Annotated in this window: 10 protein-coding genes; 6 read left to right on the forward strand and 4 right to left on the reverse strand. The window is 72.0% G+C overall.

The features are described from left to right. Positions 1 to 117: 117 nt before the first annotated feature. Positions 118 to 1,227 carry a ribosome small subunit-dependent GTPase A gene (gene rsgA / locus AB0P35_RS05640; RefSeq protein WP_363506926.1) on the reverse strand — a complete coding sequence of 370 codons (1,110 nt, stop codon included), beginning with the start codon at positions 1,225 to 1,227 and terminating at the stop codon, positions 118 to 120. Positions 1,228 to 1,663: 436 nt separating this feature from the next. On the opposite strand from rsgA, the gene AB0P35_RS05645 reads away from it, so the two are divergent. The 6 genes from AB0P35_RS05645 to AB0P35_RS05670 all read left to right on the forward strand — a co-directional run bounded on the left by AB0P35_RS05645 (position 1,664) and on the right by AB0P35_RS05670 (position 9,524). Then, positions 1,664 to 3,334: a carbohydrate binding domain-containing protein gene (locus AB0P35_RS05645; RefSeq protein ID WP_363506929.1), complete on the forward strand. Its 1,671-nt coding sequence runs from the start codon at positions 1,664 to 1,666 to the stop codon at positions 3,332 to 3,334. 356 nt (positions 3,335 to 3,690) lie between these two features. Next, positions 3,691 to 4,788 carry a multiple monosaccharide ABC transporter substrate-binding protein gene (gene chvE / locus AB0P35_RS05650; protein ID WP_257019453.1) on the forward strand — a complete coding sequence of 366 codons (1,098 nt, stop codon included), beginning with the start codon at positions 3,691 to 3,693 and terminating at the stop codon, positions 4,786 to 4,788. A gap of 86 nt (positions 4,789 to 4,874) precedes the next feature. After that, positions 4,875 to 6,452 (forward strand): multiple monosaccharide ABC transporter ATP-binding protein, encoded by a 1,578-nt coding sequence (mmsA, locus tag AB0P35_RS05655; protein WP_363506932.1) that lies wholly within the window; start codon positions 4,875 to 4,877, stop codon positions 6,450 to 6,452. 3 nt (positions 6,453 to 6,455) lie between these two features. Continuing rightward, positions 6,456 to 7,691 (forward strand): multiple monosaccharide ABC transporter permease, encoded by a 1,236-nt coding sequence (gene mmsB, locus AB0P35_RS05660; protein WP_095876772.1) that lies wholly within the window; start codon positions 6,456 to 6,458, stop codon positions 7,689 to 7,691. Positions 7,692 to 7,810: 119 nt separating this feature from the next. Beyond that, on the forward strand, positions 7,811 to 8,278 hold the full coding sequence (locus AB0P35_RS05665) for an RICIN domain-containing protein (RefSeq protein ID WP_363506936.1): 468 nt from the start codon (positions 7,811 to 7,813) through the stop codon (positions 8,276 to 8,278). A 46-nt stretch (positions 8,279 to 8,324) separates the two neighbouring features. Continuing rightward, a complete protein-coding gene (locus AB0P35_RS05670) occupies positions 8,325 to 9,524 on the forward strand; it encodes an MFS transporter (RefSeq protein WP_363506939.1) in 1,200 nt (399 codons plus the stop codon). An 84-nt stretch (positions 9,525 to 9,608) separates the two neighbouring features. Here the strand turns inward: AB0P35_RS05670 and araA are convergent, their stop codons facing one another. From araA to AB0P35_RS05685, 3 genes are read right to left on the reverse strand one after another with little or no spacing between them, the layout of a single operon-like run. Continuing rightward, positions 9,609 to 11,117, reverse strand: coding sequence for an L-arabinose isomerase (araA, locus tag AB0P35_RS05675; RefSeq protein WP_363506942.1), 1,509 nt, complete (start codon positions 11,115 to 11,117; stop codon positions 9,609 to 9,611). Between the two features lie 14 nt (positions 11,118 to 11,131). Then, positions 11,132 to 11,803, reverse strand: coding sequence for an L-ribulose-5-phosphate 4-epimerase (locus AB0P35_RS05680; protein WP_095876775.1), 672 nt, complete (start codon positions 11,801 to 11,803; stop codon positions 11,132 to 11,134). Beyond that, positions 11,800 to 13,560, reverse strand: a complete 1,761-nt coding sequence (locus AB0P35_RS05685) for a ribulokinase (RefSeq protein WP_363506947.1) — start codon at positions 13,558 to 13,560, stop codon at positions 11,800 to 11,802. The genes AB0P35_RS05680 and AB0P35_RS05685 overlap by 4 nt, the downstream gene beginning before the upstream one ends. Positions 13,561 to 13,888: the final 328 nt, after the last annotated feature.

The following is a 13,888-nucleotide window of genomic DNA, read 5'->3' on the forward strand; positions in this document are numbered from 1 at the left end:
CTGGCCGATGGAGCCGCGCTTCCGGCAGAAGCCGAAGCCGATGGACCGGATCCGCGAGCCTATCCGGTCGATCTTGTCGGATCGGACCGCGGCGTTGATCGGCCGGACAGGGCCGAGTCAGCGGGTCCGGCGCGGGTCGTGCCGGCCGGGGCTGGACGAGCCGCGCATCGACTTGGTGACGGTCTTCCACCTCCTGATCCGCTCGGCGGCGAGCCGGGCGTCGCTGCGCGAGGCGATCCACGCGTTCTCGCGCTGCAGCTTGAGGTAGCTCTCCATCCGGCGGTGCGGCAGGGTGCCGTCCGCCAGGGCGGCGGCCACCGCGCAGCCCGGCTCGGAGCGGTGGCTGCAGTCGTCGAAGCGGCACTGCTCGGCGAGTTCGGCGATGTCGGCGAAGGCGAGGTCGACGCCCTCGCCGCCGTACAGGCCGACCTCGCGCAGCCCGGGGGTGTCGATGACCACGCCGCCGTCCGGCAGCGGGATCAACTCCCGGGTGGTGGTGGTGTGGCGGCCCTTCTCGTCGACCGAGCGGGTCTCCTGGACTGCCATCACCCTGCGGCCCGCGAGCGCGTTGGTGAGCGTGGACTTGCCGGCGCCGGACTGGCCGACCAGGGCGGTCGCGCCGTGCAGGCAGGCGCGCAGCACGTCGATGCCCTCGCCGGTCTCGGCGCTGACGGTGAGCACGGTGGCACCAGGGGCGATCTTCTCGACGTCCTCGCGGATGAAGTCGGCGTCGTCGACCAGGTCGGCCTTGGTGAGGACGACCAGCGGTTCGGCGCCGCTCTCCCAGGCGAGGGCGAGGAAGCGCTCGATCCGGCCGAGGTCAGGGTCGGCCGCGAGCGAGACCGCGATCATCACGGTGTCGATGTTGGCGGCGAGGACCTGGCCGTCGGAGCGGCCGCCGGCGGTCTTGCGGACGATCGCCGTGCCCCGGTCGAGCAGGGCGGCGACGGTCGGCATGGGCCGCGCGGCGAGGTCGACGGCGGCCCAGTCCCCGGTGCAGGGGCACTTGATCGGGTCGGGGTCGCCGACCGGCCGGGTGTCGGCGCGGACGGTGCGCAGTTCACCGGTCTCCGGGTCGGCGAGCAGCAGGTCGCACTGGCCGCGGTCGACGCGGGAGATCCGGGCGGGGGTGAGCCCGGCCTCGGCGAGGTGGGTGAACTCGACGGCCCGGTCCTCGTCCCAGCCGTAGGCGGAGAGCGGGTGGGCGGCGGAGGTGGTGCTGGTCACGGTGGGGTGGGCCCTTCGGCAAGGGTGGCCCCCGGCAGTGCGCGCGCTGCGGCGCGGCGGATTCGTGGTGTGGGTCAGCCGGTGGCCACGGGGGTGGGAGTGATCGACGTACGGACGCGGGCAGCGTCCAGCGCAACGACAGTCATCACGGTCCTCACCTCCAGGCGTGCACGGGGCTCCACAGGGGAGGGCCCGCGGCGGGCCTCCCGAACGCGACCACGGTAGCCACCGGCGCGGCCGCGGCGCCAGCGGTTTTTCCGTCCGGTGCGGGCCGCCCACCTGCGGCGCCGTCGTCCGGCCAAGTGCGTTTCCGCCGATGGGCGTTGACGGACCCTTGACACCTGATATTGGTCTAGTCCATCTTGGCGGTGCACGCGGCCTGCACGGCTCCCCCGCACCCCTGCGGCCGCAACCCCCATCCCCCACTGGAGGTCCTGTGCGTTCCCGCAACCGCCTCGTGGCGGCGCTCGGCGCCGTCGCACTCGGCTCGGCCGCGGCCGTCGCCCTGCCCGCAACGGCCCAGGCGGCCAACCTGCTCACCAACCCCGGCTTCGAGAGCGGCACGCTCAGCGGCTGGTCCTGCACCGGCGGGCTCGGCTCGGCGGTCGGCAGCCCCGTCCACTCCGGCAGCAAGGCGCTCTCCGGCGCGGCGAGCGCGAGCGACACCGCGCAGTGCACGCAGACCGTCGCGGTGCAGCCCAACACCACCTACACGCTGTCCGGTTGGGTCCGCGGCAACTACGTGTACCTGGGCGTCACCGGCGGCGCCTCCACCTGGACGCCGTCCGCCGCCTCGTACCAGCAGCTGTCGGTGACCTTCACCACCGGCGCGAGCCAGACCAGCGCGCAGATCTTCACCCACGGCTGGTACGGCCAGGGCACCTACTACGCCGACGACATCAGCCTGGACGGCCCGGGCGGCGGGGGCGGCGGCGACACCCAGGCGCCGACCGCGCCGAGCGGCCTCGCCTCGACCGGCAAGACCTCCTCCACCGTCTCGCTGTCATGGAACGCCGCCACCGACAACGTCGGCGTGACCGGCTACGACGTCTACAGCGGCTCCGCCGTGGTCGCCAGCACCACCGGCACCTCGGCCACCGTGACCGGCCTGGCCGCGAGCACGGCCTACACCTTCACCGTCAAGGCCAGGGACGCCGCGGGCAACACCTCGGCCGCCTCCAACAGCCTCGCGGTGACGACCAACGCCGGCGGCGGTGGCGGCACCGGCTTCAAGCAGGCCGCACCGTACCTGTACATGGGCTGGGGCGAGCCGCCGTCCGCGACCACCGTGATGAGCGCGACCGGCATCAAGTGGTTCACCATGGCGTTCATCCTCTCCTCCGGCGGCTGCACCCCCTCATGGGACGGCCAGCGCCCGCTCACCGGCGGCGTCGACCAGCAGACCATCAACGCGATCCGTGCGGCCGGCGGCGACATCGTCCCGTCGATCGGCGGCTGGCAGGGCAACAAGCTCGGCCCGAACTGCGCCACCCCCGAAGCTCTGGCCGCCGCCTACCAGCAGGTGATCAGCGCGTACGGGCTGAAGGCGATCGACGTCGACATCGAGAACACCGACGAGTTCGAGAACACCGTCGTCCAGGACCGCATCCTCGGCGCCCTGAAGATCGTCAAGCAGAACAACCCCGGCCTGCGGACCATCCTCACCTTCGGCACCTCGACCACCGGCCCGACCTCCTACGGCAACCGGCTCATCGAGCAGTCCAAGGCGCTGGGCGCGGACATCGACGTCTTCACCATCATGCCGTTCGACTTCGGCGGCGGCGCCGACATGTACGGCAGCACCGTGAGCGCGGCCAACGGCCTGAAGAACAAGCTGAAGACCACCTTCGGCTGGGACGACGCCACCGCCTACGCCCACGTGGGCATCTCCGGCATGAACGGCCTCTCCGACCAGCAGGAGACCACCACCCCGGCGAACTGGACGAGCATCCGCGACTGGGCCAACGCCAACCACATCGCCCGCCTCGCCTTCTGGTCGGTCAACCGCGACCGGCCGTGCGCGGGCGGCGGCGTGGCCGAGAACTGCTCCGGCATCAACCAGAACAACTGGCAGTTCACCTCCATCACGGCCGGCTTCACCGGCTGACCACCGCAGCACCCAGGTGCCGCTCCCGCCCGACGGCGGGGGCGGCACTGTGCGTGTCGGCAGGCTCACCGTGTGTCGGCAGGCTCTTCGGCAGGCCGATTGTTAACGCTAACAGTCTGCCCGTCAACCCGCCCGCACGGGGCTTCCATTTCTATGCCCGCGCGTGACCCGATGGTGACATCGAGCCCCTTGACGGGCTTCTTGTGAGCGTTAACACTCAAGTAACGCCAGGCCAGGGCACCGGAAACCGGATGCCGTCCGGCCCCTGGCGGGCAGCCCCACCCCTGCCGAACCCCCCGATCGACCGATCCGGCGCTCCCCGCCCGCCCCGGTCGCGGCACACCCCTGGAGGAACTGTGCGGAAGCTCTCTACGGCCCTCGCCGCGGCCGGTCTCGCGCTGTCGCTGGCGGCCTGCGGCCAGAGCGCCAACGGCCTCGGCGACGGCGCGTCCAAGGACGGCGCCAAGGGCGGACTGGTCGGTATCGCCATGCCGACCAAGTCCTCCGAGCGCTGGATCAACGACGGCAACAACATGGTCAAGGAGTTCCAGGGCAAGGGCTACAAGACCGACCTGCAGTACGGCGACAACGTCGTCGAGAACCAGGTGTCGCAGATCGAGAACATGATCACCAAGGGCGCCAAGCTCCTGGTCGTCGCCGCGATCGACGGCTCCTCGCTGACCGACGTGCTGCAGAAGGCGGCCGACGCCCACATCCCGGTGATCTCCTACGACCGGCTGATCCGCGGCACCAAGAACGTCGACTACTACGCCACCTTCGACAACTTCAAGGTCGGCGTCCTGCAGGGCACGTACATCGCCGACAAGCTCGGCCTCAAGGACGGCAAGGGCCCGTTCAACGTCGAGCTGTTCGCCGGCTCGCCGGACGACAACAACGCCCAGTTCTTCTTCAACGGCGCGATGAGCGTCCTCAAGCCGTACATCGACAGCAAGAAGCTCGTGGTGCAGAGCGGCCAGACCGCCTTCAACCAGGTCGCCACGCTGCGCTGGGACGGCGGTGTCGCCCAGTCCCGGATGGACAACCTGCTGAGCAAGTCGTACACCGGCGCCCACGTGGACGCGGTGCTCTCGCCCTACGACGGCATCTCCATCGGCATCCTCTCCTCGCTCAAGGGCGTCGGCTACGGCAGCTCCGGCAAGGCGCTGCCGATCGTCACCGGCCAGGACGCCGAGCTGGCCTCGGTGAAGTCGATCATCGCGGGCGAGCAGACCCAGACCGTGTACAAGGACACCCGCGAACTCGCCAAGGTCGCCGTCCAGATGGGCGACGCGGTGCTCACCGGCGGCAAGCCGGAGACCAACGACACCACCCAGTACGACAACGGCGCCAAGGTCGTCCCCGCCTACCTGCTGCAGCCGGTCAGCGTCGACAAGGAGAACTACGCCAAGGTCCTGGTCGACGGCGGCCAGTACACGGCCGACCAGCTCAAGTAGTACGGGCCCGCACGGGCCTCCGACCCGGCGGCGGGAGCGGGAACGCCCCACCCGCCCCGCCGCCCCCAGAGATACGGAAGCACCCCATGGCCGGACCTGTCCTCGAGATGCGTTCGATCACCAAGACCTTCCCCGGTGTCAAAGCCCTCTCCGACGTCAACCTCAGCGTCGCCGCCGGGGAGATCCACGCGATCTGCGGCGAGAACGGCGCCGGCAAGTCCACCCTGATGAAGGTGCTGAGCGGCGTGTACCCGCACGGCAGCTACGAGGGCGAGATCCTCTTCGAGGGCGAGCCCTGCCGGTTCAGGGACATCCGGGCCAGCGAGCAGCGCGGCATCGTGATCATCCACCAGGAACTCGCCCTGGTGCCGTACCTGTCGATCGCCGAGAACATCTTCCTCGGCAACGAGCACGCCAGGCGCGGCATCATCAGCTGGAACCGGACGCTCACCCACGCCGCCGCCCTGCTCAAGCGGGTCGGACTGCACGAGAACCCGCACACCCGGATCGCCGACATCGGCGTGGGCAAGCAGCAGCTCGTGGAGATCGCCAAGGCGCTGGCGAAGGAGGTGAAGCTGCTGATCCTGGACGAGCCGACCGCGGCGCTGAACGACGAGGACAGCCGCAAGCTGCTCGACCTGATGCTGGAGCTCAAGGCCCAGGGCATCTCCTGCATCATCATCTCGCACAAGCTCAACGAGATCGCCCGGGTCGCGGACTCGGTCACGGTGCTGCGCGACGGCCGCACCATCGAGACCATCCCGGTGGGCGCCGACGGCATCGCCGAGGACCGCATCATCCGCGGCATGGTCGGCCGCGACCTGGAGCACCGCTACCCCGAGCGCACCCCCGAGATCGGCGAGGTCGCCTTCGCCGTCGAGGACTGGACCGTCCAGCACCCGATCGACCACCACCGCAACGTCGTGGACGGCGCCTCGCTGAGCGTGCGCAGCGGTGAGATCGTCGGGATCGCCGGGCTGATGGGCGCCGGCCGGACGGAGCTCGCGATGAGCGTCTTCGGCCGCTCGTACGGGCGGCACACCGGCGGGCGGGTGCTGGTGCACGGCCGCGAGGTGTCCACCCGGACGGTGCCGCAGGCGATCGGGCACGGCATCGCGTACGTCACCGAGGACCGCAAGCAGCTCGGCCTCAACCTCATCGACGACATCAGCCGGAACATCTCGCTGAGCGCGCTCGGCAAGGTGGCTCGGCGGGGCTGGGTGAACCGGCACGAGGAGACGAAGGTCGCCGAGTCGTACCGGGCGTCGATGAACATCAAGGCGCCGTCGGTGTTCGCCGAGACCGGCAAGCTCAGCGGCGGCAACCAGCAGAAGGTCGTCCTCAGCAAGTGGATCTTCGCCGGGCCGCAGGTGCTGATCCTCGACGAGCCGACCCGCGGCATCGACATCGGCGCCAAGGCCGAGATCTACCAGGTGATCGCCGACCTCGCCGCGCAGGGCAAGGCCGTGCTGGTGATCTCCTCCGAACTCCCCGAACTCCTGGGCCTGTGCGACCGGATCTACACGATGGCCGAGGGCCGGGTCACCGGTGAGGTGGCCCGTGCCGACGCCGACCAGGAGTCCCTGATGCGCCTCATGACCGTGAGCGCCGCCCCGCAGACCGCAGCCCCGCAGACCGCGGCATCCCGACCCGAGCAGGTGTAAGGCATGGCCCAGACCGAGACCACCGTAAAGACCCCGCCGGGCCCGGCGGCCCCCTCGGCGCCCCGCTCGACCGGCGCCGTGCTGGTCGGGGCGCTGCGCGGCAACGTCCGCCAGTACGGCATGCTGGTCGCGCTCGCGCTGATCGTCGTGCTGTTCCAGATCTGGACCGACGGCACTCTGCTGAAGCCGCTCAACATCACCAACCTGATCCAGCAGAACGGCTACATCCTGATCCTGGCGATCGGCATGATGATCGTCATCATCGCGGGGCACATCGACCTGTCGGTGGGGTCGCTGGCCGCGTTCGTCGGTGCGGCGGCGGCCGTGATGATGGTGCGGCACGACCTGCCGTGGCCGCTGGCGCTGGTGTTCGCGCTGCTGATCGGCGCGGCGGCCGGCGCCTGGCAGGGCTTCTGGATCGCCTACATCGGCATCCCCTCGTTCATCGTGACGCTGGCCGGCATGCTGCTCTTCCGCGGCGGCACCCAGATCCTGCTCCAGGGCCAGTCGATCGCGCCGTTCCCCAAGGGCTTCCAGAAGATCTCCAGCGGCTTCCTGCCCGAGGTCGGCCCGCACACCAACTACCACAACCTGACGCTGCTGCTGGGCGTCGGCGTGCTCGCGATCGCCGTGCTGCAGGAGGTCCGGGGCCGCCGGCAGGCCGCCTCGTACGGGCTGGAGCTGCTGCCGCTGGGATTCTTCCTCGCCAAGCTGGCCGCGATCACGGCGGCGGTGGCGGTCTTCACCCTGCTGCTCGCCAGCTACCACGGCGCCCCGATCGTGCTGCTGATCCTCGGTGCGCTGCTGGTCGGCTTCGGGTACCTGATGCGCAACTCGATCATCGGCCGGCACACCTACGCGATCGGCGGCAACGAGCCCGCGGCGAAGCTGTCCGGGGTGAAGAGCAAGCGGGTGGTGTTCCTCGCGTTCGTGAACATGGGCGTGCTGGCGGCGCTGGCCGGCCTGGTCTTCGCGGCCCGGCTGAACGCGGGCACCCCGCAGGCAGGCATCAACTTCGAGCTGGAGGCGATCGCGGCGGCGTTCATCGGCGGCGCCTCGGCCTCCGGCGGTGTCGGCACGGTGCTCGGCGCGATCATCGGCGGTCTGGTGCTGGGCGTGCTGAACAACGGCATGTCGCTGGTCGGTGTCGGCACCGACTACCAGCAGGTGATCAAGGGTCTGGTGCTGCTGGCCGCGGTCGGCTTCGACGTCTACAACAAGCGCAAGGCCGGCTCCTGACCCCGGCCCGCGACGGCTCCGCCCGGTGTGTGTGCGCACACCGGGCGGAGCCGTTCCCGTCGGCGCCCGGGCGTAGCGTGGCCGTACGAGGTCGGACACAGAACGCGACGGAGTCGTCCATGGGTGGAGCACGGTCGGGCGGGGCAGCCGCGCACGGGCCGGTGGCGGAGGGCCGCTACCGGCTGCGCAACGTCGGCAGCGGGCTGCTGCTGGAGATCGCCGGCGGGCGCGGCGGCAGTGGTGCGAAGGCCCGGCACGCGGCGGACGACGGCAGCGAGGCGCAGGTGTGGCAGGTGTCGGCGGTGCACCCGGGGGCGGGGCTGTACCACCTGGTGAACGCGGCGAGCGGCAAGCGTCTCGACGTCATGGGTGCCCGGACGGAGGACGGGGTGCCGATCCAGCAGTGGTCGCCGAACGGCTTCGGCGCCCAGGAGTGGCTGTTCGAGCAGCACGTGGAAGCGCCGGGCACGTTCACCGTGGTGGCGGTGATCAGCGGCAAGATCGTGGAGGGCTGCGCGGACGGCTCGGTGCGCCAGCAGGAGGACGCCGACACCCCCGCGCAGTGGTGGCGGCTGGAGCCCGCCTGACGCGCGCCCCCGCGGCACCGTACCGCCCGGCCCGTACCGTTGGGGCATGAGCGATCGTCAGACCGACCGCCCCACCCGTTCCACGGCGTACCTGGCCGCCTCCGGCGTCTTCGCGGTCTGCATGGCCGGCACCACCCTGCCCACCCCGCTCTACTCGCTGTACCAGGAGGAGCTGGGCTTCTCGGAGTTGGTCGTCACGGTGGTGTTCGCGGTGTACGCCTTCGCCGTGATCGGGGTGCTGCTGGCGGTCGGCAACGTCTCGGACACCGTCGGCCGCAAGCCGGTGCTGCTGGCGGGCCTGGGCTTCGCCGCCCTGAGCGCGGTCTGCTTCCTGGTGGAGGGCGGGGTGCCGCTGCTCTGCCTGGGCCGGCTGATGTCGGGCTTCTCCGCGGGCCTGTTCACCGGGACGGCGACCGCGTACGTGCTGGAGCTGGCGCCGGCGGGCAAGGGGGGCCGGGCGGCGTTCGCGGCGACGGCGGCGAACATGGGCGGGCTGGGGCTCGGCCCGCTGCTCTCGGGGGTGCTGGCGCAGTACGCGCCCGAGCCGCTGGTGCTGCCGTTCGTGGTGCACCTGGCGATGGTGGCGGTCGCGGCGTGGGTGCTGGTGGCGCTCCCGGAGTCGGTGCCCGGGGCGCGCGGCCCGGCCGCGGCGCGGGTGAAGGCGCCGAGCCTGCCGCCCGAGGTGCGCGGGGTGTTCGTGCCGGCAGGCGTCGCGTGCTTCGCCGGGTTCGCGTTGCTCGGAGTGTTCACCGCTGTCTCGCCGGCCTTCCTGGCGCAGACCCTGGACGTGCACAACAAGGCGCTGATCGGGCTGATCGTCTTCGCGACGTTCCTGGCGTCGACGGGCGGCCAGTTGGCGGCCGGTCCGCTGGGGGCGCGGCGGGCGCTGCCGCTGGGCTGTGCGGTGCTGCTCGCCGGACTGGTGCTGCTCGGCGGTGCGCTGCTGGCCGAGGTGCTGGCGCTGCTGGTGCTGAGCGCGCTGGTCGGCGGCACGGGCCAGGGGCTGTCGCTGCGCGGCGGGGTCGGGGCGGTTGCGGCGGCGGCGCCCGCGGAGCACCGCGCCGGTTCGATCTCCTCGCTGTTCGTGGTGGCCTACACGGGGATCTCGATCCCCGTGATCGGTGTCGGTGTGCTGTCCGAGCCGGTCGGCCTGGAGGACGCGGGGGTGGTGTTCATCGTCTGCATGGCGCTGCTGACGGTCTTCGCCGGGCTGTATCTGCTGCGCCGTCCGGCGCCGGGGCCGTGACGGCACGCGGACGGGCCGCACCCTGCTGAGCGCTGGGGTGCGGCCCGTCGGGCCCGACCGGTGAGCGCGGCCGGTGGGCGGGGCTCAGAGGGTCTGGGCGAGGCGGTGGTAGGCCTGGTTCCAGCGCAGTTCGCGGGTGAAGCGGCGCATGGTGGTGTCCCCGTCGATGAGGACGAGTTCGACGGCGAGCATCTCGGCGAGGTCGTCGAGCTCCTCGGTGCCCAGCGCCCGGGTGAGGACGGTGTGGTGGGGGCCGCCGGCGGTGAGCCAGGCCTCGGTGGACGTGCGCAGGTCGGGGCGGGGCTTCCAGACGGCGCGGGCGACGGGCAGGTGGGGCAGCGGCTCGGTGGGTGCGACGACGTCGACCTCGTTGGCGACCAGGCGGAAGCGGTCGCCCAGGTCGGCCATGCCGACGACGACGGCGGGGCCGGGTGCGGCGTCGAAGACGAGGCGCACCGGGTCCTCGCGGCCGCCGATGGAGAGCGGGTGGACCTCGCAGGAGGGCGTGCCGGCGGCGATCGACGGGCAGACCTCCAGCATGTGGGCGCCGAGGATCAGTTCCTGTCCCGGTTCCAGGTGGTAGGTGTAGTCCTCCATGAAGGAGGTGCCGCCGGGCAGGCCCTCGGCCGCGGTCTTGAGGGTGCGCAGCAGGACGGCGGTCTTCCAGTCCCCCTCGCCGCCGAAGCCCCAGCCGTCGGCCATCAGGCGCTGGACGGCGAGGCCGGGCAGCTGGCGCAGGCCGCCGAGGTCCTCGAAGTTGGTGGTGAAGGCGCCGAAGCCGCCGTCGGTGAGGAAGGTGCGCAGGCCGAGTTCGATGCGGGCGGCGTAGCGCAGCGAGTCGTGGCGGTCGCCGCCGGGCCGGAGTTCCGGGGCGAGCCGGTAGAGCTCGTCGTACTCCTTGGTGAGGGCGGTGACCTCGGTGTCGTCGGCATCGTCGACGGCGGCGACGAGGTCGTTGACGCCGTAGGTGTTGACGGAGACGCCGAGGCGGAGCTGGGCCTCGACCTTGTCGCCCTCGGTGACGGCGACGTCGCGCATGTTGTCGCCGAAGCGGGCCAGCTTCAGGGTGGCCAGTTCGGCGCGGCCGGCGGCGGCGCGGGCCCAGGAGGCGATGCGGCGGGCGGTGGCGGAGTCGGTGGCGTGGCCGGCGACGGTCTTGCGGGCGGTGCCCAGGCGGGTCTGGATGTACCCGAACTCGCGGTCGCCGTGGGCGGCCTGGTTCAGGTTCATGAAGTCCATGTCGATGGTGGACCACGGCAGCTGCCGGTTGGCCTGGGTGTGCAGGTGGAGCAGCGGCTTGCGCAGGGCGTCGAGGCCGGCGATCCACATCTTGGCCGGCGAGAAGGTGTGCATCCAGGTGATCAGGCCGATGCACCCGTCGTCGGCGTTGGCGTCGAGGCAGGTGCGGCGGATGGCGGCGGCGTCGGTGAGGACGGGCTTCCAGACGATGCGGACGGGGATTCCGTGGTCGGCGTCGAGCGTGGCCGCGACCTCGCGGGACTGTTCGGCGACCTGGCGCAGGGTGTCCTCGCCGTAGAGGCCCTGGCTGCCGGTGAGGAACCAGATCTCGCGGGTGTCGGCGGTGTGCGTCATGGGGTGGTTCTCCTTCACCGGGCCGCGGGCTGCTGGCCGTAGACGTGCTGGTAGCGGTGGTTGAGGTGGTCGATGTCGGCCTGGGCGATGGGCAGGGGTTCGCCGAGCTGGCGGGAGATGTGGACGGTGCGGGCGACGTCCTCGCACATGACGGCGGCCTTGACGGCGGCCTTGGCGTCCTTGCCGATGGTGAAGACGCCGTGGCTCTTCATCAGGACGGCGGGCGAGCGGTGGCCGCGCAGGGTGTCGACGATGCCGCGGCCGATGGAGTCGTCGCCGATGAGGGCGAACGGGCCGACGGGGATCTCGGCGCCGAACTCGTCGGCCATGGCGGTCAGGACGCAGGGAACGGCCTCGCCGCGGGCGGCCCAGGCGCTGGCGTAGGTGGAGTGGGTGTGGACCACTCCGCCGACCTCGGGCATGTGGCGGTAGACGTAGGCGTGGGCGGCGGTGTCGGAGGACGGATTGTGGTCGCCGGCGACGACGGTGCCGTCGAGGTCGCAGAGGATCATGGTGTCGGGGGTCAGCTCGTCGTAGGCGACGCCGCTGGGCTTGATGACCATCAGGTCCTCGCCGGGGATGCGGGCGGAGACGTTCCCCGCGGTCCAGACGACGAGGTTGTAGCGGACCAGTTCCTGGTGGAGGTCGCTGACCTGGCGGCGGATCAGGTCGATCGGGGAGCTCATCGGTCCTCGCTGGTGCGGTCGGCGGTCAGGGCGGTGGTAAGCGCGGCGTTGCGGATGGCGCGCAGGCGGTGCAGCTGCTTGTCGGGGCCGGTGCCGAAGTGGTCGTGCAGGGCCCGGTATTCGGCGTAGAGCGCGTCGTAGGCGTCGGCGCGCGCCGGGTCGGGCAGGTGGGCGTGGCGGTGGACGCGGCCCATCGCGGCGGCGGCGGTGCGCACGTCCGGGTGGGCGCCGGCGGCGACGGCGGCGTGGATGGCGGAGCCGAGGGCGGGGCCCTGCTCGGAGGCGGCGAGCGAGACGGGACGGCGCAGCACGTCGGCGTAGATCTGCATGAGCAGGGCGTTCTTCTTGAGGCCGCCGGCGACGACGAACTCGGTGACGGGGACGCCGCCGTCCTCCAGGGCCTCGACGATGGTGCGGGTGCCGTAGGCGGTGGCCTCCAGGAGGGCGCGGTAGATCTCCTCCGGCCGGGTGGCCAGGGTGATGCCGACGATCACTCCGGACAGGTGGTGGTCGACGAGGGTCGAGCGGTTGCCGCCCATCCAGTCGAGGGCGACCAGGCCGTGGCCGCCGACGGGCTGGTCGGCGATCCGGCGGGTGAGGAGCTGGTGGAGGTCCTCGCCGGTGCGCTCGGCCTCGGCGAGGTAGTCGGCGGGCACGCCCTGGCGCAGCCACCAGGCGAAGATGTCGCCGACGGCGCTCTGGCCGGCCTCGTAGCCGTAGGAGCCGGCGACGATGCCGCCGTCGACGACGCCGCAGATGCCGGGGACGTCGGCGAGGGCGGCGCCGTTGACGACGTGGCAGGTCGAGGTGCCCATGATGGCGAGCAGCCGGCCGTTCTCGACGGCGCGGGCGGCGGGGGCGGCGACGTGGGCGTCGACGTTGCCGGCGGCGACCGCGGTGCCTTCGGGCAGGCCGGTCCAGGCGGCGGCCTGCGCGGTGAGCGAGCCGGCCCTGCTGCCGAGCGGGAGGAGCGGGTGCTCCAGGCGGGTGCGGGCGAAGTCGGCGAAGCCGGGGTGGAGGGCGCCGAGGTAGTCCTCGTCCGGGTAGCCGCCGTCCTGGTGGATGCCCTTGTAGCCGGCGGTGCAGGTGTTGCGGGTCTCGGTGCCGGTGAGCTGCCAGACGATCCAGTCGGCGGCCTCGATCCAGCGCTCGCAGGCGGCGTAGACCTGCGGGTCCTCCTCCAGCACCTGCAGGGCCTTGGCGTACTGCCACTCGGCGGAGATCTTCCCGCCGTAGCGGTGGATCCACTTCTCGCCGCGCCGGTGCGCGAGGGCGTTGATGCGGTCGGCCTGCGGCTGGGCGGCGTGGTGCTTCCACAGCTTGGGCCAGGCGTGCGGTCGGTCGGCCCACTCGGGGGTCTCGGCGAGCGGGGTGCCGTCGGTGCGGACGGGCAGCACGGTGCAGGCGGTGAAGTCGGTGGCGATGCCGATGACGCGGGACGGGTCGACGCCGGAGGCGGCGAGCGCGGCGGGGACGGCGGTGCGCAGCACCTCGCGCCAGTCCTCGGGGTGCTGGAGCGCCCAGTCGGGGGGCAGCGGGCGGCCGGTGCCGGGGAGGCGGTCCTCGATGACGGCGTGCGGATAGGTGTGGACCGCGGTGGCGATCTCCTCGCCGTCCCGGACGCGGACGACGACGGCGCGGCCGGAGAGGGTGCCGAAGTCGACGCCGACGACGTACGCGTCCTCGGTGCCGGGCTGCTCCGCACCGGGCTGATCGGCACCGGGCTGGTCGGCCCGGGTGGGGGGCGTCTCGGTCACTGTCTCGTCCTTCGTACGGGGGGTGGGGAGGTCCGGGCCGGCCGCCGGCTGATCCGCCCCGTCGCGGGCCGGCGGCCGGCCGGTGTTCCGCTGCCTCACCCTCACCGGGAGCGGAACGGCGGCCGCCGGGCCGGGCGGGCCGAAGCGGGGTGGCCGCCGGCCGGCGGGGCGGGTGGTCGCGCCGGCCGGCGGCGGGCGCCGGGCGACTCCGGATGCTGTGATTGTTAACGTTCACATTTTGCCTGTCAAGGGTGCCGGGGCGGCCGACCCGCCACCCCTCCCCATCCCAGGCTCACGCGGCATCCGGGGGAACGGCCAGCCGGTCGAA

Source organism: Kitasatospora sp. NPDC085879, assembly GCF_040686255.1.
GTDB lineage: Bacteria > Actinomycetota > Actinomycetes > Streptomycetales > Streptomycetaceae > Kitasatospora.

Coding starts and splice junctions, on each gene's coding strand:
- araA (WP_363506942.1), bottom strand. CDS start 11,117: ATGACGCACACCGCCGACACCCGCGAGATCTGGTTCCTCACCGGCAGC.
- AB0P35_RS05670 (WP_363506939.1), top strand. CDS start 8,325: ATGAGCGATCGTCAGACCGACCGCCCCACCCGTTCCACGGCGTACCTG.
- AB0P35_RS05665 (WP_363506936.1), top strand. CDS start 7,811: ATGGGTGGAGCACGGTCGGGCGGGGCAGCCGCGCACGGGCCGGTGGCG.
- AB0P35_RS05680 (WP_095876775.1), bottom strand. CDS start 11,803: ATGAGCTCCCCGATCGACCTGATCCGCCGCCAGGTCAGCGACCTCCAC.
- mmsA (WP_363506932.1), top strand. CDS start 4,875: ATGGCCGGACCTGTCCTCGAGATGCGTTCGATCACCAAGACCTTCCCC.
- mmsB (WP_095876772.1), top strand. CDS start 6,456: ATGGCCCAGACCGAGACCACCGTAAAGACCCCGCCGGGCCCGGCGGCC.